The sequence below is a fragment of the Mesorhizobium sp. WSM2240 genome (assembly GCF_040438645.1).
Taxonomy (GTDB): domain Bacteria; phylum Pseudomonadota; class Alphaproteobacteria; order Rhizobiales; family Rhizobiaceae; genus Allomesorhizobium.
In genome coordinates this window covers 3,312,127-3,336,773 of record NZ_CP159253.1, presented here as the reverse complement: position 1 = coordinate 3,336,773, position 24,647 = coordinate 3,312,127, and the positions used below count along the sequence as shown (strand labels likewise).

General features: G+C 62.5%; 23 protein-coding genes. 13 read left to right on the top strand and 10 right to left on the bottom strand.

Features of this window, described 5'->3' with window-relative positions; all coding sequences use genetic code 11:
* Positions 1 to 55: 55 nt before the first annotated feature.
* Genes ABVK50_RS16575 through ABVK50_RS16555 form a run of 5 tightly spaced genes read left to right on the top strand, consistent with a single transcriptional unit; the run spans position 56 to position 4,493 of the window.
* Positions 56 to 958: a dihydrodipicolinate synthase family protein gene (locus ABVK50_RS16575; RefSeq protein WP_353645536.1), complete on the top strand. Its 903-nt coding sequence runs from the start codon at positions 56 to 58 to the stop codon at positions 956 to 958.
* Complete coding sequence (locus ABVK50_RS16570; RefSeq protein ID WP_353645537.1) at positions 955 to 1,620, top strand: GntR family transcriptional regulator; 666 nt, start codon at positions 955 to 957, stop codon at positions 1,618 to 1,620. Before ABVK50_RS16575 ends, ABVK50_RS16570 begins: the two co-directional genes overlap by 4 nt.
* 48 nt (positions 1,621 to 1,668) lie before the next feature.
* Entirely contained in the window at positions 1,669 to 2,661 is a 993-nt protein-coding gene (locus tag ABVK50_RS16565) for a sialic acid TRAP transporter substrate-binding protein SiaP (RefSeq protein WP_353645538.1), read from the top strand.
* 51 nt (positions 2,662 to 2,712) lie between these two features.
* Complete coding sequence (locus ABVK50_RS16560; protein WP_353645539.1) at positions 2,713 to 3,210, top strand: TRAP transporter small permease; 498 nt, start codon at positions 2,713 to 2,715, stop codon at positions 3,208 to 3,210.
* On the top strand, positions 3,207 to 4,493 hold the full coding sequence (locus ABVK50_RS16555; RefSeq protein WP_353645540.1) for a TRAP transporter large permease: 1,287 nt from the start codon (positions 3,207 to 3,209) through the stop codon (positions 4,491 to 4,493). Before ABVK50_RS16560 ends, ABVK50_RS16555 begins: the two co-directional genes overlap by 4 nt.
* Positions 4,494 to 4,544: 51 nt before the next feature.
* Here ABVK50_RS16555 and ABVK50_RS16550 read toward each other — a convergent pair whose 3' ends face one another.
* The 4 genes from ABVK50_RS16550 to ABVK50_RS16535 form a co-directional block, all read right to left on the bottom strand.
* Complete coding sequence (locus ABVK50_RS16550) at positions 4,545 to 5,507, bottom strand: catechol 2,3-dioxygenase (protein WP_353645541.1); 963 nt, start codon at positions 5,505 to 5,507, stop codon at positions 4,545 to 4,547.
* 99 nt (positions 5,508 to 5,606) lie between these two features.
* Positions 5,607 to 7,010: an aminomethyltransferase family protein gene (locus ABVK50_RS16545; RefSeq protein ID WP_353645542.1), complete on the bottom strand. Its 1,404-nt coding sequence runs from the start codon at positions 7,008 to 7,010 to the stop codon at positions 5,607 to 5,609.
* A gap of 22 nt (positions 7,011 to 7,032) precedes the next feature.
* Positions 7,033 to 7,947, bottom strand: a complete 915-nt coding sequence (locus tag ABVK50_RS16540) for a methylenetetrahydrofolate reductase (RefSeq protein ID WP_353645543.1) — start codon at positions 7,945 to 7,947, stop codon at positions 7,033 to 7,035.
* A 2-nt stretch (positions 7,948 to 7,949) separates the two neighbouring features.
* The gene (locus ABVK50_RS16535) at positions 7,950 to 8,717 is read right to left on the bottom strand and encodes a GntR family transcriptional regulator (RefSeq protein ID WP_353645544.1); all 768 of its coding nucleotides are present in this window, start codon (positions 8,715 to 8,717) and stop codon (positions 7,950 to 7,952) included.
* Positions 8,718 to 9,142: 425 nt separating this feature from the next.
* Between ABVK50_RS16535 and ABVK50_RS16530 the strand changes: the two genes are divergently transcribed.
* The 6 genes from ABVK50_RS16530 (at position 9,143) to ABVK50_RS16505 (ending at position 14,611) form a co-directional block, all read left to right on the top strand.
* Positions 9,143 to 10,321 (top strand): ABC transporter substrate-binding protein, encoded by a 1,179-nt coding sequence (locus tag ABVK50_RS16530; RefSeq protein ID WP_353645545.1) that lies wholly within the window; start codon positions 9,143 to 9,145, stop codon positions 10,319 to 10,321.
* Between the two features lie 24 nt (positions 10,322 to 10,345).
* The gene (locus ABVK50_RS16525; protein WP_353645546.1) at positions 10,346 to 11,209 is read left to right on the top strand and encodes a branched-chain amino acid ABC transporter permease; all 864 of its coding nucleotides are present in this window, start codon (positions 10,346 to 10,348) and stop codon (positions 11,207 to 11,209) included.
* A 7-nt stretch (positions 11,210 to 11,216) separates the two neighbouring features.
* Complete coding sequence (locus ABVK50_RS16520) at positions 11,217 to 12,203, top strand: branched-chain amino acid ABC transporter permease (protein ID WP_353645547.1); 987 nt, start codon at positions 11,217 to 11,219, stop codon at positions 12,201 to 12,203.
* Complete coding sequence (locus tag ABVK50_RS16515; protein ID WP_353645548.1) at positions 12,203 to 12,964, top strand: ABC transporter ATP-binding protein; 762 nt, start codon at positions 12,203 to 12,205, stop codon at positions 12,962 to 12,964. The genes ABVK50_RS16520 and ABVK50_RS16515 overlap by 1 nt, the downstream gene beginning before the upstream one ends.
* Positions 12,957 to 13,670, top strand: a complete 714-nt coding sequence (locus ABVK50_RS16510; protein WP_353645549.1) for an ABC transporter ATP-binding protein — start codon at positions 12,957 to 12,959, stop codon at positions 13,668 to 13,670. The genes ABVK50_RS16515 and ABVK50_RS16510 overlap by 8 nt, the downstream gene beginning before the upstream one ends.
* An 89-nt stretch (positions 13,671 to 13,759) precedes the next feature.
* The gene (locus ABVK50_RS16505; RefSeq protein WP_353645550.1) at positions 13,760 to 14,611 is read left to right on the top strand and encodes an NAD(P)-dependent oxidoreductase; all 852 of its coding nucleotides are present in this window, start codon (positions 13,760 to 13,762) and stop codon (positions 14,609 to 14,611) included.
* Positions 14,612 to 14,705: 94 nt separating this feature from the next.
* Here the strand turns inward: ABVK50_RS16505 and ABVK50_RS16500 are convergent, their stop codons facing one another.
* The 5 genes from ABVK50_RS16500 to ABVK50_RS16480 form a co-directional block, all read right to left on the bottom strand.
* Positions 14,706 to 16,730, bottom strand: coding sequence for an aldo/keto reductase (locus tag ABVK50_RS16500; protein WP_353645551.1), 2,025 nt, complete (start codon positions 16,728 to 16,730; stop codon positions 14,706 to 14,708).
* A 65-nt stretch (positions 16,731 to 16,795) separates the two neighbouring features.
* Positions 16,796 to 17,875, bottom strand: coding sequence for a sn-glycerol-3-phosphate ABC transporter ATP-binding protein UgpC (ugpC, locus tag ABVK50_RS16495; protein WP_353645552.1), 1,080 nt, complete (start codon positions 17,873 to 17,875; stop codon positions 16,796 to 16,798).
* A 10-nt stretch (positions 17,876 to 17,885) separates the two neighbouring features.
* A complete protein-coding gene (locus ABVK50_RS16490) occupies positions 17,886 to 18,722 on the bottom strand; it encodes a carbohydrate ABC transporter permease (protein WP_353645554.1) in 837 nt (278 codons plus the stop codon).
* Positions 18,719 to 19,576 carry a sugar ABC transporter permease gene (locus ABVK50_RS16485; RefSeq protein WP_353645555.1) on the bottom strand — a complete coding sequence of 286 codons (858 nt, stop codon included), beginning with the start codon at positions 19,574 to 19,576 and terminating at the stop codon, positions 18,719 to 18,721. Before ABVK50_RS16485 ends, ABVK50_RS16490 begins: the two co-directional genes overlap by 4 nt.
* A 66-nt stretch (positions 19,577 to 19,642) precedes the next feature.
* Entirely contained in the window at positions 19,643 to 20,914 is a 1,272-nt protein-coding gene (locus tag ABVK50_RS16480) for an ABC transporter substrate-binding protein (protein WP_353645556.1), read from the bottom strand.
* A gap of 103 nt (positions 20,915 to 21,017) precedes the next feature.
* Between ABVK50_RS16480 and ABVK50_RS16475 the strand changes: the two genes are divergently transcribed.
* Entirely contained in the window at positions 21,018 to 21,884 is an 867-nt protein-coding gene (locus tag ABVK50_RS16475) for a helix-turn-helix domain-containing protein (RefSeq protein WP_353645557.1), read from the top strand.
* A 69-nt stretch (positions 21,885 to 21,953) separates the two neighbouring features.
* On the opposite strand, the gene ABVK50_RS16470 is transcribed toward ABVK50_RS16475, so the two are convergent.
* Positions 21,954 to 22,802, bottom strand: coding sequence for an AraC family transcriptional regulator (locus tag ABVK50_RS16470; protein WP_353645918.1), 849 nt, complete (start codon positions 22,800 to 22,802; stop codon positions 21,954 to 21,956).
* A gap of 239 nt (positions 22,803 to 23,041) precedes the next feature.
* Here ABVK50_RS16470 and ABVK50_RS16465 point away from each other — a divergent pair, with 239 nt between their 5' ends.
* Positions 23,042 to 24,514 (top strand): alpha-glucosidase/alpha-galactosidase, encoded by a 1,473-nt coding sequence (locus ABVK50_RS16465; protein ID WP_353645558.1) that lies wholly within the window; start codon positions 23,042 to 23,044, stop codon positions 24,512 to 24,514.
* Positions 24,515 to 24,647: the final 133 nt, after the last annotated feature.

Below are 24,647 nucleotides of genomic sequence, written 5' to 3'. Positions count from 1 at the left end.
GACGCATGGCAAAAACTCAGCAACATGTTAGTCAGATGCGGCTGCGTGGACACCCATGACTAAGAAGACGATTTTCGGCCTTTCGGCCGCTATGGTGACGCCTTTCGGGGCCGACGGCGCGGTTGACCTCAAACGCCTGACCGGCCATGCCCGGCATGTGCTCGCATGCGGATGCGACACCATCACGCTGTTCGGGACCACCGGCGAAGGCTTCTCGATCGGAATGCGCGACCGCGCGTCCATGCTGGACGCAGTGTCGGCCGGCGGCGTGGAGGCCGCCCGCATCTATGCCGGGGTTTCCGCCACCGCCGTCGATGAAGCGGTCGAACAGTCGCGTCTTGCGCTCGATCACGGCGCACGGGGCCTGCTTCTGGCGCCGCCCTACTATTTCAAGGATCCCGACGAAGACGGTCTATACGCCTGGTTCTGCAGAACCATCGAGGGCATCGGCGCATCAGTACGCGGCGTCATCCTTTATCACATTCCGGGCCAGACGGCGGTGCCGCTCTCGGTCAATCTCGTCGATCGACTAAAGCGGGCGTTTCCGGGCGTCATCAGAGGCGTCAAGGACTCCTCGGGCGACTGGGCGACGACGGAAGCTTTCCTGGCCGCCCATGGCGAACTCTCGATTCTGGTGGGCGACGAGCGGCAGCTTGCACGCGCCATGTCCAAGGGCGCCGAAGGCTCGATCTGCGGCCTTGCGAATCTCCAGCCGGAGATGCTGCGCACGCTGATCCATGACGGCACGGAAGATCCGCGCCTGACGCCGCTGGTGAACCTGATCGTCTCCTATCCGGTGCTTCCCGCCGTCAAGGCGCTGGTCGCGCACATTCACGGCGACGAGGGTTTCGTGGCGATGCGTCCGCCTCTGACCGACCTTCCATGCGCCCGACGGGTAGAACTCGCCTCCGCTTTCGACGCCATTCTTGCAGGTGGAGCCATCCGGAAATTCGCATGAGCGAAGACGCGAACACGGAACCGCTAAAACTGCGCGAGCAGGCCTATGAAGGCTATACGCGCAGCCTGTTCGCGCGGGAGATCAAGCCCGGCCAGTTCATCACGCAGCGCCAGTTGGTGGCCATCACCGGATTGCCGCTCGGCGCAATCCGTGAACTCGTGCCGCGGCTGGAAGCGGAGGGCCTGATCCGCACCGCGCCGCATCGCGGCATGCAGGTTCCGCAGGTTGATATCAATCTGGTGCGCAATGCTTTCCAGTTCCGGCTCTTTCTGGAGGAGCCGGCCGCCCGCATCTTTGCGCGCACCGCCCCGCCGGAGCTGGTCGCCGAGTTGCGGCAGAGACATGAGCGCGTCATCGCCCGCCACATTTCCGGAGACGATAAGGATCTGATGGAGGAGGCGGAGGCCGCCGACCTCATGCTCCACGAGGCGATCATCGATCACCTCGGCAACGAGATCATCAGCAATGCGTACCGGGTGAACTGGATCAAGATCAAGCTGATCCGCCTCGCCGAGACGCGGCTCTACGTGCCGATGATCCCGTCGGTTATGGGCGAGCATATGAGGATCATCGAAGCCATCGAGCGCCGCGACGAGGACGAGGCGGCGCGCGCCATTGCCGACCACATAGGAATTGCCCGGCGCAGAGCGGTCAACATTTGAGGAACACCGCCCACGCCGCCGCATGAGACAACCAGGGAGGAGAAGTCCATGAGCAGCTTGACCAGACGCCACTTCGTTGCCGGCAGCGCCACAGCAGTCGCCGGTGTATTCATGCCGACCGTGCTGCGCGCGCAGGCAACCACCATCCGCTGGGGCGAGATGCTGGCCACGACCCATCCGCAGGTGCAGATGGTCGACCGCATCGCCAACACAGCCAGGGAAAAGTCGGGCGGCCGCATCGATATCCAAAGCTTCCCCAATGGCCAACTCGGCTCGGGCAAGGACATGATGGATTCCGTCGTTTCCGGTGCGCTGACCTTCACCACCGACGGGGCTGCCGCACTCGGCTCACTCCTGCCGCAGCTCTCGGTTATCGAGGCGCCGTATCTGTGGAGGGATGCCGCGCACATGTCGAAGGTCGGGGCGTCCCCGCAATTCGCCGCGATGAACGACGACCTCGTCGCCAAACGAGGCCTGCGCATGCTGGGCGTGACCTATTACGGCATACGTCACCTCACCACCGGCGCGAAGGAAGTGAAGAGCGCCGCGGACATGGCGGGCTTCAAGCTGCGCGTCCCGCCGGTCGACACCTTCCGCGCCATGGCCGAGGCATGGGGCGCCAAAGCGACGCCCATCAATTTCAACGAACTCTATCTCGCATTGAGCCAGGGAGCCGTCGACGGCCAGGAGAATCCGCTGCCGACGATCGCCAGCGCAAAGCTGCAGGAAGTGCAGAAATATCTGATCCTGACCGGCCACATCATCACGCCGCGCCTGATCATCGCCAACGAGGCGGCGCTCCAGGCGATCGATTCGGCCGACCGCGCCATTCTCGACGAGGCCATCGCCGAGGCGATAACCTGGCAGGACGCGGAGCTGGCGAGGCAGGAGGCGGAACTCCTTGGCACGCTGAAGGGAGCCGGGATGACGGTGATCGAGCCCGACCTGGAAAGCTTCCGCAAGCCGGTGCTCGAAAAAGTGCCGCCCCTGTTCGAAGAGAAATGGGGCAAGGGCACCTGGGATGCCCTGGCAGCGCTCTGAGGCCGCGCATGGGGCCGCGAGCGCAGCGCGGCTCCATGATCGAGAGATTTGATGCTTAAGACCGCCGGCAGAATATCGGACCGACTTGTCGAAGCCGCAGCCGTCGTGCTGCTGCTGACCATGCTGGCGACCGTCTCTCTCGGCGTGGCTTTCCGCCTCGCCGGCGAGCCGCTCGCCTGGTCGGACGAACTGGCGCAGTATCTGCTCGTCTGGACTGCTTTTACGGGCTGGATTATCGCGTCGCGCCGACGCTCGCACATTCGGATCGGCCTGATCGTCGACCGCCTGAAAGGCTTGCCGCGGCGGCTGGTGGAGGTGGCGATCCAGATGCTGGTCGCCACGCTTGGCGTCGTTCTGCTGATCAAGAGCTTCGGCCTGATCGGACGTAATGCCGACGTGGAATGGGTAAGCCTGCCGCTGTCGGTCGCGCTGGTCTACATACCGATGCCGATAGCGGGCTTGGCCGTCATCCTGCAGGCGGCGCTGCAAGCCATCGAGGCGTTGCGCGGCAAAGCCGATGCGGATGCCAGCCAGGAATTGCTGCTTTGACCGCCTCGATGCTGCAGATACTGGCGGTCTGGTTCGCCGCGCTGATGCTCGGCGTGCCGATGTTCGCCTCAATGGGTCTTGCGGCCTTCGCTTTCGTCGCCTTGAACGGCATGCCCATCGACATCGTGCCGCAGAAGATCGCGCAGTCCGTCAACTCCTTCCCGCTGCTGGCCGCGCCGTTGTTCATACTGATGGGCAACATCATGAACTCGGCCGGCATTACCGACCGCATCTTCACCTTCGCCACCGCCTGTGTCGGCTGGGTTCGGGGCGGTCTCTGCCATGCCAACATCATGGCCAGCGTCATCTTTGCGGGCATGTCCGGTTCGGCCGTGGCCGATGCGGGCGGCGTCGGGTCGCTCGAGATCCGCGCGATGAAGAAGGAAGGCTACGACCCGGAGACCGCCGCGGCAATCACCGCGGCGTCGGCCACGATCGGCCCCATCATCCCGCCATCCCTGCCCATGGTCATCTACGGCGTCAGCGCCGACGTCTCTATCGGCGGCCTGTTTCTGGCCGGCATCGTTCCGGGCCTGCTGATGGCGGGCGCGCTTTCGGCGCTGGTGACCGTCGTCGCAACCCGCCGCGGCATGGCGCGGCATCCGTTCCCCGGCTTTGGCGATCTGTGGCGCGCCTATCGCCGGGCGCATTGGGCGCTGATGACGCCCGTCATTCTGTTTGGCGGGATGATGGCAGGCATCATGACCCCGACGGAGGCCGCGGCGATCGCGACCGTCTATGCGCTGTTTCTGGGGCTCTTCATCTACCGAGAATTCGATATCCGGGAACTGCCGAAACTGGTGGTCGATACGGTGGAAACGACCGGACTGGTGCTGGCCTTGGTGATGACGGCGGCGGCGCTTGCCTGGTGCCTTTCCATCGCCCGCATCCCGCAAATGGCGACGCCGCTGATCGTCGATTCGATCGGCCACCCGCTTCTGTTCCTGCTGATGGTCAATGTCCTGCTCTTGTTCATCGGCTGCTTCATGGAAGCACTGGCGGCGATGCTCATCCTCATCCCGATCCTGACGCCGGTTGCGGCGCAACTCGGCATCGACCCGATCCAGTTCGGCCTGATTTTCGTGCTCAACCTGATGCTCGGAACGATAACCCCGCCGGTGGGTGTGGTGCTGTTCATCACATCGAAGATCGCTGGCATCAGCTTCGAAGCGATGTCGCGCGCTATCGTGCCGTGGCTGATCCCGCTCCTGGCAGTGCTTGTCGTGGCATCGCTTTGGCCGCCTCTGACCACCTTTCTGCCGAACTACTTCCTGGGAAGATGATTCCTCGTAAAACCCGGCCAGTTCGGCCGAGCCCGCCAATAGCTCTGACGTCTATTCCTGCGTTTCCACCGGAGGCGTGCCGTGGGAATGGAAGCTCGGGATCGTCTTCAGCCCCCACGCCTGACCCTTCTTCCGTTCGGTCTCGGTCCAGGTGATCGGCTGCCAATCCGGCTGCAGGATCAGCCGGGCGCCGGCATTCGCCACCTCGACCCGGTTGCCGGCAGGCTCGTAGACGTAAAGGAAGAAAGTGCCCTGGATCGCGTGCTTGTGCGGGCCGGTCTCGATGAAGACGCCGTTCTCGAGGAAGATGTCGGCGGCGCGCAGCACGTCGTCGCGCTGGTCGACGGCATAGGTGATGTGGTGGAATCGGCCATGCGCGCCGGAGTGATCCTCGGTCACGGCCATGTCGTAGCTCTTGTTGTTGACGGTGAACCAGCAGCCGCCGAGGCGGCCATTGTCGAGCCGGATCTGCTCGGTCACGCGGCTGCCGAGCGCGCCGATCATGAAGTCGCGCATCTGCGAAACGTCGGTCGCGAGCAGGTTGAAATGATCGAGCCGGCGCACTGCCACGCCGCGGCCGTGAAAGCGTTGGGCGACGTTCTTCAGCGCCGGCCGTTCGCTCTCTGGCGGCTCGTATTTGCGAGTATCGTAGTAGAGCTCGAAGACGTGGCCGTCGGGGCTTCTGAAACGAAAGGCGTGGCCGTGGCCGAGATCGCCTTCGCTCCAGCCGATGCCGCAGCCCATTGCCTCGATGGCGACTACCCTGCGCTCCAGCGCCGCCTGCGACGAGGTCCGGTACCCGACATGGGCCATCCCGGTCGTGTTCGATGCCGTCAGCTTCAATGTGTGGAATTCATAGTCGTCCCAGCCGCGCAGATAGACGGAATCTCCTTCCCGGCCGCTTTCCGTCAGGCCGTAGACATTGACGAAGAAGTCGAGGCTTTCCTCGGGCCTGTTCGTCAGCAGTTCGAGATGGCCGAGATGTGCTACGTCGAAGCAGCGCTCTTCTGTCAATTGATTGCTCTCTTCATAGACGCCTTCCGAGCGCAAACTTCTGTATACATTAGTCCGCCGGCGACGACACGGCGCGTCCGAGGACGCGCCTCGATGACGCTAAACCGCCTGGTGCTTGCGCCAGCTGTCGGCATAATTCTCGCGCACTTCGCGCGAGTAGGGGGCCGGCGAGACCTTCACCCGGATTTCCGTCTGCTTGTGCGGCTCGACCGTCGTCTTCTTCGTGCCGCCGTTTTCCTCGCCCCAGACGAGCGTCAGCACATCGCCGATCTGGATATCGGGATCGACGATGCCAAGCGACAGGTATGAACGCTCGTTGTAGGAATAGCCGGCAAACATCGAGAAACCGACCATCTTGCTGCCGTTCAGGATCATGTCGTAATTGGCGGACGCGTAATTGGCGTTCGGCACATCGATATATTTGTAGTTCTCGATGCCCGGCTCGAAAAACGAGCGGAACACCTTCGCCACGTCGTCTGCGTTCCACGCGAAAGTGACCTTCTTGCGGTGCGGCTTGCCGGCCATTTTTTCGAGCGCCTCCCGCCCGATGAAGTCGTGGTCGAACTTGACGAATGGGCCATAGCCAAGGTCGTAAGGCGTGACATAGTAGTCCTCGATGTTCTTCGAGGCGAAGCTGCCGCCGATCGAGCCGCCTCCTTCATAGCCCTCGGCGGGCAGGTATTCGCGATAGGATTTCATCCGCTCGTCGGTGTAGACGGCCGGCAGAGGCGAGGGGATCCAGCCCGATTCCAACGTGTTGGTGGCGTAGGCGCGCGAGCCGCACAGCCGCATCCCGAACTCCTTGCCCGCTTCGAAAATCGTATCTCGGATTTCTTCCGCCTCCTCATACGGACCCCAGACTTCGAGCCCGGGCGCACCGGACATGCCGTGGCGCAGGCAGCGCACCTTGCGGCCTCCGATGTTGATCGCATCCATTGTGAAGAACTTGACGTCCGGAATCGGACCGCCGTTCACCTTCTCCAGGATCTTCCAGGCGTTCGGCCCCTGCACCTGATAGCGGTAGCGCTTGCGGAACACGGCTTTCGGTCCGGGCCGCGCAGGCGAACGGTCGTCCCGCTCCATCTGGACATTGTAGCCGCCGGTCTTGCCGTGGAACTCGACCCAGTTGATGGTCGGCACGCGGCCGACGATCAGCAGCTGGTTCTGGGCGAGATGGAACAGGATGACGTCGCCGATGACGTGACCGCTGTAGCTCGTCGGCACGAACTGCTTGGCGCGGTTCACCGGGAAATTGGCGAAGCTGTTGATGCCGAGATGCGAGACGAGCTTCAGAGCGTCCGGCCCTTCGATCATCAACTCGGCCATGTGATGTGTTTGATCGAAGAGCACTGCGGTGTTGCGCCAGGCCCACTGCTCGTCACGCCAGCTGGTGAACTCGTTGGGAACCACCGGATAGATGTAGGCCCCGATCTGGGAATTGCGGAGCATGTCGACGGTGTTGTCTGTTTCGCGCAGCAGTTGCTCAAGATTCTTCTTCGTCATGGCTCAAGGCCTCCCTGATGTTTCAATATTTCGCCGCAGCAAAGCCTTCGCGGTCATTAGCTCGTTCCTGCGCCCATTCGACGGATTTTTCCGGCGCGCCGAATGTGAAGAAGTGGACGCCTTCAATGCGAAGCGACGGATCTTCGCCATGGGCAAGGGCGATTGCCGTCAGCAATTTTTCGGGCCTTTCGGCGCCGAAAAGGCTGCCGACCAAGTGCCTGCGCTCGGTAAAGGCGCGCAAGGAAGCGCCGACGCCGCAGCGCATGGCGTATTTCACCAGTTTGGCGCGCGGGGCAGGGCCGGCCACGCCCACCCGCAAGGGCGCCGAAATGCCCGCTGAACGAAGCTTGCGCGCGAAGTCCAGCACCGGTTCCGGGCTGAAAGCGAACTGGCTCACAAGGCGCGCTGCAAGGCCTCGTTCGGCGATGGCGGCGAGCTTTGCCGCCAAAGCTTCCTGCAGCGCCTGGCTTGCAATGCGCGGATGCCCTTCGGGATAGCAGGCGATCGCGATCTGCCGGACGCCATGCCGCTCAAACGATCCGGTCCGGATCAATTGCAGGCTTGCGTCGAATGCGCCGGCGGGCCGGTCGCGGTCGCCGCCGATCGCCAGCACCCTGTCCACTCCCGCTTCGCCAGCCAATTGTCCGATGAGATCGTCGAATTCCCGGCGGTCGCGAATCTTGCGTGCGACGATATGAGGGACGGGGACCAGTCTCGCCCGGCGCAATCGGGCGGCGGCGGTCACCAGCATATTATGGCTATCCTTCGGCAGATTGGCGATGAAAACCTCCGCGCCCGGCGGCAAGCTATGCGCCACTGCGTCGGCGTCGCGCGCCGTGACTTCGACTGAATAGCTCCGCAGCAACTGCGCCAGCGCTTCACGGTCCGGAATACGGGCAGTTCGGTTCGCATCAGCGCGGGCGGGCGACCAGCTCATTGCTACCTGACCTTGCGGATGAGAGCGCCGCCAGGCACGCGTTCGAGCGCCTTCTCGTGGCGCAGCGCAAGCCTCAGGTTCCGGCCGGCGAGCCGAGCGTGTTCCTGCATGATCGCTTCGGCCCGAGCGCCCTCGCGGTTGGTTATGGCCTCGACCACGCAGCGATGCTGGTCCTGGGCGACAAAAAGGACCCTGTGCGATTCCGGCATCAACGCCTGGGCCATGACGAAGCCGCTGGGAGAGGCGAACGGCAGCGAAACCGCCCTTTCGATCTGCCGTTCCAGCGTCGGGCTCTCAGCCATATCGACGATGAGCGCGTGAAGGCGTGCGTTTGCGGCCACGTAGCGGGAAAACCCTTCCTCGGTGGCAATGGCGGATTCGACCACCTCGTCGAGCTCCTGCAGGCAGGCATTGAGCGGCCCAAGTCGCGCCATCGAGCCGCGCTCCGCCGCAAGTCGCGCGGCCAGGCCCTCCAGCGTTCCGCGGATCTCGATGGAATCGAATACATCCTGTTGCGAGAAGGATTTCACCGCAAAACCACCGGAAGGAATGGTTTCCACGAGACCTTCCTCTTCGAGCCGCTGCAGCGCAGCGCGTATCGGGGTGCGGGAAATCCCGGTTCGCTCCGCGACCGAAAGCTCGGAGATGCGTTTCCCTGGCGGGAGCACGCCCTCAAGGATCAGTTCGCGAATGATGAGCAGGACCTTTACGGTCCGCGACTGGCCCTTGTCGGTTTCCGATGCCGAAGCAAACTCCGCTACCTGGCTCATTTTTCTCGACGCTCCAGATTGTCATTTATGAGACTGGCCGCTCAATGAATACAGTCTGTATACTGTTCTGCCGCCTCCAGAGTGTCAACAGCGTCCCGCCGGTCGACGCCTTACTCGCAAAGGCCTGTCGCCGATTCCTATCAGATATGGGCGACATGGCCGTGATTGCCACCAGCCGAAGCAAAGCGGTGTTGGGCCGCGAAAGAGGGTACGCTCCATGGTTGTCAGGCACAAAACGCTCTTTTTCGCGTTCCCCGAGGCCGAGCTGTTGCGCTCCGGCCCAATGGACGCAGGGCGGCTCTTGCCGGCGCAAGGTGATGACGGTCCCCCTGCCTGCGCCTCTTGGCTTATGAGGTAACACCTGTATACATTCAGCTGGCAGCCATGAAACGCTCACGGCTCGCGAAGTAAGGGAGGATTTTGGCATGTCGATAAGAACAGCAGCCGCAGTGGCCCTAGGGCTCGGCCTGAGCTTGTCCTCGGGAGCATTCGCGCAGGAGACCGTCAAGATCGGCGTCATCCTGCCTTATTCTGGTCCGTTCGCCGACGCCGCGAACCAGCTCGAAGCCGGCATCAAGCTCTATATGCAGCAGAATGGCGACGAAGTCGCCGGCAAGAAGATCGAGATCGTCCGCAAGGATACCGGCGGCCCGGCGCCTGACGTCGCCAAGCGCGTCGCCCAGGAGCTGGTGGTGCGCGACCAAGTCGATATTCTGGCCGGTTTTGCCTTGACGCCGGAAGCGCTCGGCGCGGCAGACGTTTCCGCCGAGGCGCAGAAACTGATGGTGGTGATGAACGCCGCCACGTCGGTCGTCACCGAGAAGTCACCCTATATCGTCCGCACATCGGTAACGATCCCGCAGGTCAACTATGTCTTCGGCAAATGGGCTGCGGAGGAGGGGGGCATCAAGGAAGCCTACACGCTAGTCTCCGACTACGGGCCTGGCCATGACGCCGAAAGCTCCTTCTCGAAGGGCTTCACCGAGGCCGGCGGCAAGATCATCGGCTCCGATAAGACTCCGGTCGCCAATCCGGATTTCTCGGCCTTCGTCCAGCGCGTGAAGGATGCCAATCCTGAAGCCGTCTACGTGTTCATTCCCGGCGGCGCGCAGCCGGCGGCCCTCGGCAAGGCGCTCGCCGACCGCGGTCTGACGCCGCCCGACGTGAAGCTTTTCGGCCAGGGCGAGCTGACGCACCCCGAAGCGCTTGAAAGCATGGGCGAGACGGCGAAGGGCATCATCACGACGTTCCACTACACGCTGGAGCGCGACGATCCGCTGAACAACGAATATGTGAAGGCCTATCGCGAGGCCAATAACGGGCGCAGCCCCGACCTGTTCTCGATCGGCGGTTATGACGGCATGCACCTCATCTACGAGGCGCTGAAGAAGACCAATGGCGACACCAGTGGCGACGCCCTGGTCGAGGCTGCCAAGGGCATGTCGTGGGACAGCCCACGCGGGCCGATGTCCATCGACCCCGAGACGCGCGACGTCGTGCAGACCGTCTACATCCGCGAGGTAAAGGAGGTTGACGGGGAGCTCCAGAACGTCATCATCCACGAAATCCCGAACGTGAAGGATCCGCTGCACGGGGCGAAATAGCACGACCGGGTCCAAGGACGGATCGTGATCAGCCAGCTTGCCATCGTTCTCTTCGACGGGTTCGCCTTCGGGATGCTGTTGTTTGTCCTGTCCGTAGGCCTCTCCGTTACGCTCGGGCTGATGAACTTCATCAATCTTGCCCACGGTGCGTTCGGAATGCTGGGCGGCTATGTCGCCGTGACGGCCATGCGCGGGCTCGGCCTGCCCTTCCTTGCCGCCCTGCCGGCCGCCTTCGTCGCGGCGGCGGCAATCAGCGTCCTGCTCGAGCGGACGCTTTTTCGCCGGCTCTACAGGGCCGGCGAACTCAACCAGGTGCTGTTCACCATCGGCGTGGTCTTCGTCGCCACTGCAATGGCGACCTATGCCTTCGGCACCGTCCAGCAGGTGATCCAGATTCCCGGCTGGCTGCGCGGCTCGGTCGAAGTAGCAGGGCTGCGGCTCGGAACCTACAGGATATTCATCATCGCCGTGGCGCTGGCCGTCACAGCCCTTCTCGTGTTCGGGCTGGAACGCACCCGGCTCGGCGCTCGCATACGCGCCGCGGTCGACAATCAGCGCGTCGCCCAAGGGCTTGGCCTCGACGTCGAGAAGATATTCGCCGTCACCTTCGCGCTCGGCAGCGGGCTGGCCGGCCTCGGCGGGGCGCTGGCGATCGAGATCGTAGGTCTCGATCCGTCCTTCGGATTCCATTATCTCGTTTATGTGCTGATCGTGGTATCCGTCGGCGGTCTCGGCTCGGTAGCGGGGTCATTCTTCGGCGCTGCCTTGTTGGGAATCTGCGACGTGGCTGGCAAATATTTCGTGCCGGAGATCGGCTCGTTCCTGATCTACCTGCTGCTGGTGGGCATCCTGTTCGTGCGGCCGCTTGGCCTGTTCGGGAGGCGGTAGCTGCGCAATGACGGTCGAGGCGTCCACTCTCGCTGATCCGCATGACTGGCTGAGGCGCAAGAGCCGCTGGTCGGTTTTCGAGATAGCCTTTTGGGCCGCGTCCCTGCTGCCGTTCTTTCTGTTCCAGACCTATCTGCCGCTGGCCAGCCAGATCGCCATCACCGCGCTTTTCGCAATCTCCGTCGATCTGGTGCTTGGTTATGCCGGCATCATCACGCTCGGCCACGCAATGTTTTTCGGGCTCGGCGCCTACGCGGCCGGCCTGATCAGCAAGGCCGGCTGGGGCGAACCGCTGACGGGCCTCATTTTTGCCGGGGCCTTCGCCGGGCTGGTCGGTTACATCGCGAGCTTCATCATCGTGCGCGTCCAGCATCTGGCGCTGATAATGATCACGCTCGGCCTCTGCTTCCTGACCTACGAACTGGCCAATTCGATGAGTTGGCTGACCGGCGGCACGGATGGTCTCCAGGGCGTCGACACCTGGCCGATCCTCGGCACCTTCCGCTTCGATCTGTGGGGCTACGCCGCCTATGGCTATGCACTTGCCGCACTATTCCTCGGGCTCGTGCTCAGCCGACGGATTGTCCATTCCTCCTTCGGTCTTTCGCTTCGCGGCATTCGCGAGAACATGAGACGCATGCCGGCGATCGGTGCGGACTACCGCGGCCACCTGCAGAAGATCTATACGATCTCGGCCGCCATAGCCGGCTGCGCCGGGGCGTTGCTCACCCAGACCACCGACACCGTATCGCTCGACACGCTGAGCTTCCAGCGCTCCGCCGATGTGGTGGTGATGCTGATCCTCGGCGGCACCGGGCGTCTTTACGGTGCTGTGATCGGCGCCATCATTTTCATGGTTGCGCGCGACCAACTCGCCGGTATGAACCCGCAATATTGGTATTTCTGGATCGGGTTGCTGCTGATGGTTGTCGTCCTGGTCATGCCGAAAGGTATACTTGGCGGGTTGGCGCAACTCGTGGGCAGGCGCGATTGATGGAGACGCGGCAGCCCGTTCTGCGCACGGAAGCGCTGTGCAAGAGCTTCGGCTCGCTCAAAGTGGCGCGTGACGTCACGTTCGAGCTGCCGCGCGGCGCGCGCCATGCGCTGATCGGCCCGAACGGAGCCGGCAAGACCACGCTGATCAACCTTATCACCGGCGAGATGCGCGCCGATTCCGGGCGGATATTGCTTGACGGCAAGGACATCACTCACGTTCCAACGATGGCGAGGGTGCGCCACGGGCTGACGCGTACTTTCCAGATCAACACGCTCTTTCCCGACCTGGCGCCGATCGAGGCGGTCACGCTGGCGATCTGCGAACGCGAGCGGCTGGCGGGGCAGTTCTGGAAAAGCCTGACCACTCATCGTGAGGCAATCGACGAAGGCTTCGAGATCCTGCGCCAGTTGCGGCTGGCCGAGGTCGCGACCCGGCCGACACGCGCGCTGCCTTACGGCCAGCAGCGGTTGCTGGAGATCGCGCTGGCGCTTGCCACCAGACCCAAGGTGCTGCTCCTCGACGAACCCGCTGCGGGCGTACCGAAGGGCGAGAGTGCGGCGCTCTTCAGCGTCATCGCCGCGCTGCCGGATGACATCTCGGTGCTTTTCATCGAGCACGACATGGACATCGTCTTCAGCTTCGCCTCGCGCATCATCGTTATGGTTTCGGGCAGCGTATTGCTCGAGGCCGAGCCCGCAATCGTGCGCAGCGATCCGAGGGTTCGCGAAGTCTATCTCGGCAAGGCGGCACATGTCTGAGCCGCTGCTAGAATTCCGCCATGTGCGCTCCGGTTATGGCGAGGCCGTCGTGCTGGACGGCGTGTCCTTCACGCTGCCGGCGCATGGCAGCCTCGCCGTACTCGGCCGCAACGGCGTCGGCAAGACGACGCTGCTTCTGACCGCCATGGGCTTCGTCGCTCTGGTGCGCGGTTCGGTCCTGTTCAAGGGCAGGGACATTTCGCACGTTCCGCCGAACAAGCGCGCGTTGATGGGCCTGGGCTGGGTGCCGCAGGAGCGCGAAATCTTTCCTTCGCTTACAGTCGAAGAGAACCTGACGGTGGCGGGGCGGCCCGGTCGATGGAATCTCGAAGCAGTATATGGGCTCTTCCCCCGGCTGAAGGAACGGCGCGCCAATATGGGCAATCAGCTTTCCGGCGGTGAACAGCAGATGCTGACGATCGCGCGCACGCTGATGACAAATCCCGCTGTCCTATTGTTGGACGAACCGCTGGAAGGGCTCGCGCCCATCATTATTGAGGAACTCACCGTTGCGATCCGCCAGATGGCCGAGGAGGGAATTGCGCTTGTCCTGATTGAGCAGCATGCCGAGGTGGCGCTCAGGCTCACAAAAGAGGCGGTGATGATCGAGCGTGGGATCATTGCCCACTGCGCACAGTCGTCGGACCTTCTCGACCATCCCGACATTCTGGATCGCTATCTCGGTTTGCGCCTGCAAGAGGGGTAGGCACCCTGCAGGGCCTGCCGCAACAATGGCCATAAACCTTAATCATTATCACTACACCCGATGGCAGTTTCAAACGCAGGAGATGGCAAATGACGCGTGTGGTCGTAACAGGCGGTAGCGGTAAGCTCGGCCGAGCATGCGTGGAGGACCTGCTGAGCCACGGCTACGAGGTTCTGAACGTGGACACCGTGCCGCCCGTCAGGGAAAATTGCCCCTTCGTACAGGCGGACCTGACCGATTTCGGCCAGGCACTCGAAGTTCTGGCGGGGGTGGACGACCGGCTCGGCGAGATCGAAGCGCTCGTGCATCTGGCAGCGATCCCGGCGCCCGGCAAACAGCCGAACGCCGTAACCTTCAAGGTCAACACGCTCAGCACTTACAACGTCTTCGATGCCGCCCGACGCCTCAAGATCCGCAATGTCATCTGGGCGTCGAGCGAAACCGTGCTCGGTCTGCCATTCGACAACCCGCCGCCCTATGCCCCGGTGGACGAGGATTACGCAGGCCGGCCCGAGACCGCCTATTCGCTTTCCAAGCTGCTCGGCGAGGAAATGGCGAAGCAATTCTGCCGCTGGGATCCCGAGCTGAAGATCATCGGGCTGCGCTTTTCCAATGTCATGGAGCCTGGAGATTACGCGCGATTTCCTTCATTTGACGCCGACGCACTTCTCAGGAAGTGGAACCTCTGGGGCTATATCGATGCACGCGACGCCTCGCAGGCTATCCGAAGGGCGCTCGAAGCGCCGATTAGGGGCGCGGAAATCTTCGTCATCGCCAACGCCGACACAGTCATGTCGCGGCCCAATGCGGAACTGATGGCGGAGGTCTATCCCGGCGTGCCGCTGGCGCAAGGCGCAAGCGGCAACGAGACGCTGCTCTCGATCGAAAAGGCGAGGCGGCTCCTCGGCTACCAGCCACAATATAGCTGGCGTGGAGGCTGAGCTTTGGACGAAACGTCAGCGTTTCGGCAGCTCGTCTGATCTTTGCCGCCGAACGCAGGTCGAGGCTCCGCTACAGGCAACTCACGTTCCGGAGTCATTTGCGCCGATGTGAGTCTCCATCCAGCCATGCGAGGTCGTCCGGCGAAAGCGCGATGTCGAGCGCCTGAAGGCTGTCGTCCATTTCGCCGAGCGTGCGCGGGCCTATGAGCGGGATGGACGGGAACGGCTGCGCCAGTACATATGCAAGCGCCACATGAATCGGGCTCTTGCCCAGCCTGGCTGCCAGCTCGATCGCGCGGTCGCGACGGCCGAAGTTCTTCTCGGAGTACCAGACGCGCACCAGTTCCTCGTTTTTGCGCTTGTCGCGCCCGGCGCGTTCGGTGAAAAAGCCGCGGCCCTGGCTCGACCAGGCAAAGTTAGGCATCTGCCGGGCAGTCAGCCAGGCCTTCCATTCGTCGCTGGAGCACGTGATGCAGCCGGGCCAGATCGGCTCAAGCATCTCGGCGAGCGAGAAATTGTTGGAGAGCGCGCCGGGCCGCTGCTTGCCGTTCCGGTCCGCATAGGCGATCGCCTCGTCCATGCGCTCGCGCGTCCAGTTCGAGCCGCCGAACGGTCCGCGGATCCGGCCGGCCTTCACCTCGGCATCCATTGCGTCGACGAATTCGCCGACTGGCACGTCCGGATTGTCGCGGTGCATGAAGTAGATGTCGACATAGTCGGTCCGCAGCCTGTCGAGCGACTGGGTGAGCTGCTTGCCGATCACGTCGGGATAGCAGACGGGCGTATGCGCGCCTTTGCCGATGACGACGGACTGTTCGCGCACGCCGCGGTTCTTCAGCCAGTCGCCCAGCAACGCCTCGGTCTTGCCCACGCCATAGACGAAGGCGGTATCGAAGAGATTGCCGCCGGCCTCGTAGAAGGCGTCGAGCAGGATCGATCCCGACGAAAAGGTGCGGAAATCCTCGAAGCCGAGCGCCAGCACCGATGCGGGTCGGGCAAGGCCAGGGATTTGGCGTTTGGGAATAGCGGTTCCATTGGCGCCGAGCTTTCGCCCAGAGATCGTGTTGACCCGCCGTTCGGCCTTCTCGACGTCATATTCGAGGCGAACGGCGGCGCGCCATTTGTCGAGTACGCGTAGATTGCCGATGCTGTCGGTCCAGCCCATGCCAGGCCAGGCGAATTCCTGCTTTCCGGCCAAGATGGCCTCGCCCGCGGCATCGACTTCGAAGGCGTAGAGCCAACGGCTTTCGGCCACCTCGACGACCTCGCTGCCGTTACCCGGCTGGATGATGTTGATTTTTCCAGTGCCGCCTTCCTTGCCGCCGGCGTACCAGAAATCAGCGACTTCGATGCGGCCCGTTGAGCCGAAGATCCGGAGCACATTGTCCTGGGTCAGGGAGATGCTGCAGGAGACTTCCGCGACGATCCCGTTCGGGAAACGCAGCACCGCGGACGCCCATTCGTCGACGCCGGACTTGCCGAGATGCGCTGCGCCGCGAACCTTGTCCGGCTCCAGGAAAGGTTGCCCGGCGGCGGCGCCGGCGATCAGCCGCGCCATCGAGACGGGATAGCCGCCGACATCCAGAATGCCGCCGCCCGCGAGATCGTTGGAATAGAGCCGGTGTTCGGGCATGAAACCCGGCATGGCGAAGCCGAAGCTCGACTTGATCATTCTGATATCGCCGATGACGCCGGACTTGACCAGTTCCACCAGCTTCAATGTCTGCGGATGAAGGCGGTACATGAAGGCTTCGCCGAGGAAAGTGCTGGCCTTGCGCGCGGCATGGATCATCGCATCGGCCTCAAAGGCGGTCAGCCCCATCGGCTTTTCGCAAAGCACGTGCTTGCCGGCTTCGGCGGCCCTGATCGCCCATTGGGCATGGCTAGGATGCGGCGTCGCGATATAGACGGCGTCGATGTCGGGATCGCCAAGCAGCGCCTCGTAACCCTCGACGATGCGCGCGCCCGGAAAAGCCTCGGCAAGGCCGGGCCTACGTGGATCGCGGGTGGCTATGGCCGCCAATCTGCCGGTTCGCGAATGGGCGACGCCGCCGGCAAACGCTCTGGCGATGTTGCCGGGTCCGAGAATGCCCCAGCGGACAGATGCATTGGAACTCATTTCATTCTCCTTGAGGGCTCCGGGCATGGCGCCCATCGAGCCTTGTGTGCTGGATGAAGATTCGATCAGCGCAGCCGCAATCCGCTTTCGTCGAACAAGTAGGACTTGCGTATCGAGACGGTGATCTCGCCGGCGTCGGCGACCCGGTCCGCGTCACGCTGGATGACAAGCTCGTGGTCCCCTGCCGTGCTGGCGTAGATGAAGCTCGTGCCGCCCAGGTGCTCGACCATGTCAACACTCACGGGCAAGTCGGCGTTGCCCTTTCCGGCATCTCCGAAATGCTCAGGCCGCACGCCGACCACGACGCGGCTTCCCGGTTCCGGCGCCGGCCCCGAAAGCGGCTGGGTGAGGCGGGTCCGCTTCTCTCCGACGAACTCAACCGTGACGCCGCTTGTGTCGCGCTCGACGACATGGGCGGGAAGGAAGTTCATCTTCGGTGAGCCGACGAAACCGGCGACAAACTGGTTATCGGGATTGTCATAAAGATCCAGCGGCCTGCCCACCTGTTCGATGTTGCCGGCGCGCAGCACGACGATCTTGTCAGCCAGCGTCATTGCCTCGGTCTGGTCATGCGTCACATAGATCATGGTGACGCCGAGTTCCTTGTGCAGGCGCGCGATCTCGACCCGCATCTGCACCCGCAATTCGGCATCGAGGTTGGAGAGAGGCTCGTCGAAGAGAAAAACCTGCGGGTTGCGCACGATGGCGCGGCCGATGGCGACGCGCTGGCGCTGGCCGCCGGACAATTGACGCGGCCGGCGGTGCATGAGTTCGGAAATGCGCAGGATATCGGCGGCGCGGCTGACCCGGCGTTCCGTGTCCGCCTTGTCGTTGCCGGTCATGCGCAGCCCGAAGGAGAGGTTCTGCTGGACCGTCATGTGCGGATAGAGCGCGTAGGACTGGAACACCATGGCGATGCCGCGTTCGGCCGGCTCGACGTCGTTGACGGTCTTGCCGCCGATCACGATCTCGCCGTCCGTAATATCCTCGAGCCCGGCGATCATGCGCAGAAGGGTGGACTTGCCGCAACCCGAGGGGCCGACGAAGACAACGAACTCGCCGTCGGCAACCTCCAGACTGGCGCCGTGGACGACGCTCAGCGTACCGAATTTCTTGACGACGTTGTTGAGTGAAACGGCGGCCACGCGGCCCCTCCTATTTGACCGCGCCGGCCGAGATGCCGGCGACGAAATGGCGCTGCAGAGCGACGAACAGGACCAGCATCGGCGCAGTCAGCATCACCGCGCCGGTCATGATGCCGCCCCAGGAAACCTTGGTCAGTCCGATCAGGCTGCCGAGTGCCACCGGCGCAGTCATCATCGCCGGCTTACTGTTGATCAGCAGCGGCCACAGATAATTATTCCAGCTATGCAGGAAGAGGATGATCGACAGCGCGGCGAGCGCCGGCCGCGCCAACGGCAGGCCGATGAAAAGGAAGATGCGCCATTCCTTGACGCCTTCGACCCGGGCGGCGTCGAACAGCTCGTGCGGCATCATCGAGAAGGTCTGGCGCATGAACAGGACGCCGAGGGAATTGAACAGCGGCGGCACGATCAGCGCGAACAAGGTGTTGTGAAGCCCGAAGTCGCGCGCCACCATAATGAATTGCGGAATGACGACGACGAAGTAAGGCAGCGTCAGCGTGCCGAGGATGGTCGCCAGCACGACGCCCTTGCCCGCAAACCGGTAACAAGCGAGCGACCAGCCCGCCATCGAGGTCAGGGCGACGGACAGGAAAGTGTAGGCCGCGGCCACCAGGATCGAGATCGTGGTCGCCCGGATAAAGCCGGTGTCGCTTTCCAGAAGATTGAAATTCCCGAAGAACTGGTCGGACGGGGTGAGCACGATGTCACGGCTGAAGATGCCGTTTTCCGGCATAGTCGAGAAGACGAACATCATCCACAGCGGGAAGAGCCAGATCAGCGCAAGCGGAAAGAGCGCCGCGTGTAGCGCGATCCTGCGCCTGAATTCGGCAGAGGATTTGCTTCTCATTCGCGTTCCCTTCCAAGCCAGAGATTGAGGAGCGAGATGGCGACGGCGAGCGCGGCGATGGTGTAGGCGATCGCCGAGGCGTAGCCGAAATTGAAGGCGCCGAAGCCTTGCCGGTAGAGGAAGAGGCCGAGCGTCTCCGTCGCCTGGCCGGGGCCGCCCCGGTTGGTGATCAGGAACGGCTCGGAGAAGAGCTGCATCGTGCCGATGACCGAGATCACCACGCAGAGCAGGATGACGGGCTTCAGCAGCGGCAGGGTGATGTAGAAGAATTGCCTAATCTTCGAGACGCCGTCGAGCGTCGCGGCCTCGTAAACGTCCTCCGGTATTGATTGCAGCCCGGCGAGGATGATGATGGCGTTGTAACCCGCCCAGCGCCAGGTGAGTGCGATGATGATCACCGCCATTGCCGCATTCGGATCGGAAAGCCATGGAATGGTGGTAAGGCCGGCGGCTGCTATCATCTTGTTGATGATGCCGAACTCGTTGAACAGCAGGCGGAACATCGCGGCATAGGCGACCTCGCCGACCACCACCGGCGCGAAGAAGGCGAAGCGGAACAGGCCCCGCGCTTTCAGGATCGGCGAATCCAGAAGGACGGCCAGCACTGTCGCCAGCGCGATCATGACCGGCACCTGGATCACGAGTATCAGCAGGGTGTTCCAGAGCGCGTTGGCGAAAGCCGGATCGACAAGCAGTCGGCCCCAGGTCATGCGGGGATTGAACGTCCAGTTGGCGGACCGGGTGTTCAGGAAGGACAGCCAGAAGGAGTTGACGATCGGCCATATCCAAAACGCCAGGAAAACGAGCAGATAAGGTGTCAGGAAGGCATAGGCCGTCCGCGTGCGCAGCCGCATGGTCGGGTTCCAGATGCAGTTGGATGGCCGGGCGGGCTGGCAGCCCGCCCGATCGCGCCGTCGCTTCTATTCGGCGATCGGCAGGCCAGTGGCGCCCGCGATCTGGTTGGCCGCGTCGTCGAGCGCTGCCTTCGCGTCAGCATACTCGCCGTTCAGGTATTTGAGCTGTGTGGCGACCATGATCTTGTCGGCATCCTGGAAGAACGGCGTGCCGCGGCTGGGCTTGACCTTGGGCAGTGTGGACAGAATGTCTACCCACACCTTCTGGCCGCCCCAATAGGGCTGCTCCGCTTTCACATACGGGTCTTCCAGCGCGCTGAGCAGCGAAGGCACCAGGCCGAACTCCTTCAGCATAGTCACCTGGCCCTCATTGGTCCCCAGCGTGTAGTTGAGGTACGCCCAGGCGGCTTCCTTGTTCTCGGAGGCGGAAGTGATGGCGAGCGAGGAGCCGCCGAGATTGGCGGCACGCGGCCCGTCGGCGCTGGCGGACGGCATCAGATACACGCCCCATTTGCCGGCGAGATCCGGCGCTGTCGAGCGGATGGTTCCCTCATACCAGCCGCCGTACATGTGGGTGGCCACCGTGCCGGCCTTGCTGGCCTGGATCTTCTCGTCCCAGGTTCCGGCTATCAACTCGCCGGCATCTTTCAGCGCCTTCACCTTTTCCAGGGCCGTCACGCAGCCCGGCTGATTGACGGTGATCGACTGGGCGTCGTTGCTGTAATAGCCGCAGCCCTGCTCGTTGGCGATCATCCGGAAGAATTCCGCATCGCCGTTTATGTCGGCCTGGGTCATGGTCACGCCGGGATTGGCTTCCTGGATTTTCTTGCCGGCGGCGATGAAGTCGTCCCAGGTCTCGATCGTTGCCGGGTCGATGCCGGCCTTTTCATAGTAGTCGCGGCGGTAGAACATGGCGACCGGGCCGGAATCCCACGGCATCGCGTAGCGCTTGCCGTCGACCTCGAGTTCCGTCCGCTTGAAGTCGGGAAATTTCGCGGCAATCTCGTCGATGTAGCCCAGTGTCGTCAGGTCGACGAAGCAATCGGGAAACTGGCTCCAGAAGATTTCCGATTCGTGGTTCTCGATAGAAAGGATGTCCGGGAGTCCTGCGCCGCCGGCGGCACATCCTGCAAGCGTCTTGTCGAAAGTCTGCTGGTTTCCGAGGTCTTCGACCGTGACCTTCACGTCTGGGAACTGTTTGTTGAAACCAGCAACCGTGGCCTTCAGCGACGAAGCGGCGATGTTCCAGCTCCAGATGGTGATTTCCCCCGATTGCGCGAAGACCGGACCGGAGCCCAGGGCAAGCATAAGCGTGGCGCATGCCAGTTTGATACGCATGAAGTCCTCCCATTTCGTTTGCTCTCAGCGTGAGCGTGACTAGACTAGGCGGAAAAGCGGGGCTGTCCTCGACAAAGGGAAAGTGGAGTGGGCGGAAAGTAAGATGTCGGAAAGGCCGTTCTACCAGCCTGGCGCCAGCAGCGTGGAAGGCTGGCCGCTGGCACTGCAGATGTTCCACAATCATCCGCTGGTGATGCTCAAGCCGCATTGGCATGCGCAAGTCGAGGTCAATTTCATTGTGCGCGGCAGGGTGCACTACCGCATGAACGATCACGAGATTTCACTTTCGGCGGGCGACATGTGCCTGTTCTGGGGCGGCCTGCCGCACCAGATGGACGAGGCATCGGACGATGCCATCTACGCCGGTGCGCATCTGCCGCTGGTGCACTTCTTCCGGCTGCACCTGCCTGCCGATATCCGGCACCGCCTGATGACCGGCGCAGCGCTTGTGACCAGCGCCACCGACCCATCCGACGATCACAATTTCGAGCGCTGGAATCGCTATGCGCGTTCGGGCGATCCCGTCAAAGCCCAGCACGCTGTCAACGAACTCCTGCTGCGGCTGGAACGGGTGCGGTTCGAGCCCTATCAGCTTGTACCCGAAGCTTCGACGGGCGAGGACGCCGCCGGCCCGTTCGACCAGCAGTCGTCGCGCAATGTCGGGCGCATGTGCGACTTCATCGCCGAGAATTTTCTCTACGAGATCGACTCCGTCGATATTGCGGAGGCGGCCGACATCCATCCGAAATATGCGATGAACGTCTTCAAGAAATCCACCGGCATGACGCTGAACGAATATGTCAACCTGCTGCGTCTCAGCTATGCGCAGGCCCTGCTGATGAAGGAAGACGCCAATGTGCTGCGGGTCGCCATGGAGAGCGGCTTCGGTTCACTGAGCGCTTTCAACAAATCCTTCCGCAAGCTGGCCGGAATGTCGCCGTCCGATTTCCGGCGGGTGGCGGTCAGGTAGGAGACCACCAGAACTCTGCGCGGCAAGCGATAGGCATCCTTCAGTTTAATTGGCCAACCAACACTGGTTTTATGAGGCTGTCGCAACGCTCGCATACATTCCGGTTGTGCGGAATTCAGTTGGGCTGGCGCCAAAGAAGCGGCGGAACACCTTTGCGAAATAATTGGGATCCTCGAAGCCGGACATGATGGCGACTTCCTTGACGGAGAGATCCGCCGTCTTGGTCAAAAGCTTGGTCGCTCTTTGCAGCCGCTTGCGCAGAACGAATTCCGCCGGCGGCATGCCCTCGCTGGCGGCAAAGACGCGCGAGAAATGGGCGCGGCTGAGACCGGAGACCTTGGCCAGTTCCCCGACGGGGAGGGGCTGGTCCAGATTGGCCGCAATGTGATCGATCACGTGCTGCATCGTGCGGTATTCCAGGCTGAGGACAGGATGCGAGCCGAACACGTCGTCGAAAAGCGCCATCGCCGCTTCATAGGCTATCGCCGAGGCGCTGCCTGGAGCGTCAGCGCCGCCTGATATCAGGCGCAGGCTGCAATCCGCGAGATGTTCTACGGTTTCCGGCTTCAGTTTCAGGATTGGACCTGTCGTGGCGAGGATCGCCTTGTGAATGCGCAGGGCCTCGTCGCCGTTCATGGAAATCCAGAAGAACTCCCATCGCCCGTTCTCTTCCAGCCAGTATCGATGGTTGTGCGGGACGAGGACCAGAAGCGTTTCGCCCCCGCGAACCCGGTAGTTGCGGCTTTCGTATTGCAGATTGCCGGCGCCGGCGATCGTGTGCTGCAACACCGTAAACGGCGTTTGCCCGCGCTTGCGGCCGTCCCAGCTGTAGCTGGCGTCCGTGCGGATTTCATAACCCGTGCTGGTCGGCATCGTGTGAAGGCTGTGTCGGCCGCGCGGCAGTGAAACCGTGCGCATGCCGGGTCCGTTGTCGATCAATTTGGTGAGCACAGAATTACCCGTGAAAGCATAATACCTCTCTAGGCTAGGCCTCGCATTATGCGCATACTAATCCCCAACAAGACAAGATGGCCGGGCGAAACGGCATTGACAGGGAGGAAAGCACATAATCGCGGTTGCTCATGTAGCCGCTGGTTTCGGTGCTTTGATTTTACCCTGTCCTCCACTTCGACCCGATGAGCAGACACGAGGACGGCATGAGCAGCTTCAAGATAGCCATTATAGGCGCCGGCAGTGTCGGCTTCACCAAGAAGCTCTTTACCGACATTTTATGCGTGCCGGAATTCGCGGACGTCGAATTCGCGCTGACCGACATCAGCGAGCACAATCTCGGTATGATCAAGACGATCCTCGACAAGATCGTGGAGGCAAACAGGCTGCCCACCAGGGTGACGGCCACAACTGACCGCCGCAAGGCGATCGAGGGCGCGCGCTACATCATCAGCTGCGTGCGCGTCGGCGGTCTCGGCGCCTACGCCGACGATATCCGCATTCCGCTCAAATACGGCGTCGATCAGTGCGTCGGCGATACGATCTGCGCCGGCGGCATTCTCTACGGCCAGCGTAACATCCCGGTCATCCTCGATTTCTGCAGGGATATCCGCGAACTCGCCGAGCCGGGCGCGAAGTTCCTGAACTATGCCAACCCGATGGCGATGAACACCTGGGCGGCGATCGAATACGGGAAGGCCGACACCGTCGGTCTGTGCCACGGCGTCCAGCACGGAGCCGAGCAGATCGCCGAGGTCCTCGGCGCCGGGGAAGGCGAACTCGACTACGTTTGCTCCGGCATCAACCACCAGACCTGGTTCGTCGACGTTCGCGTCAAGGGCCGCAAGGTCGGCAGGGATGAACTTGTCGCCGCCTTCGAGTCCCACCCTGTCTTTTCCCAGCAGGAGAAGCTCAGGATCGACGTGCTGAAGCGCTTCGGCGTCTATTCGACCGAAAGCAACGGCCACTTGTCCGAATATCTACCCTGGTACCGCAAGCGGCCGGAGGAGATCACCAAGTGGATCGACATGTCGGACTGGATCCATGGCGAAACGGGCGGCTACCTGCGCCATTCGACCGAAACCCGGAACTGGTTCGAAACCGAGTTCCGGAAATTCCTTGAAGACGCGGGAAAACCCATCGATCCGGCGCGCCGTTCGAACGAGCACGCCAGCCACATACTGGAGGCGCTCGAGACCGGCCGGGTCTATCGCGGGCACTTCAATGTCAAGAACAACGGCGTCATCACCAACTTGCCGTCCGACGCCATCATTGAATCGCCCGGTTTCGTCGACCGCTTCGGCATCAACATGGTCGCGGGCATCACGCTTCCGGAAGCCTGTGCCGCGACTTGCATTTCCTCCATCAATGTCCAGCGCATGTCGGTGCACGCGGCGATCTCCGGAGACATCGACCTCCTGAAACTGGCAGTGCTGCACGATCCGCTGGTTGGCGCCATCTGCACGCCGGAAGAGGTCTGGCAGATGGTCGACGAGATGGTCGTGGCGCAGGCTGAGTGGCTGCCGCAATACGCCCATGCGATCGAGGGAGCCAAGGAACGGCTGAGCCGCGCGACAGTGAAGACGCGGGAATGGAAGGGCGCCGCCCGCCGCGAGATTCGGTCCATCGAGGAGATCAGGGCCGAAAAGGAAGCCATACAGTTGCGCGCGGCTGGCTGAATCGGTGGCTGCAATGACTAAAGCCCATGCTCTGGGGAGGGACCGGGTGAAGTCTCGCCTCAGTGAATGTGCCGCCCGGCGGCGAACGCACTGCCATTTAAGAAAGCGGAATACCGCTTCGTTCGATGCTTGT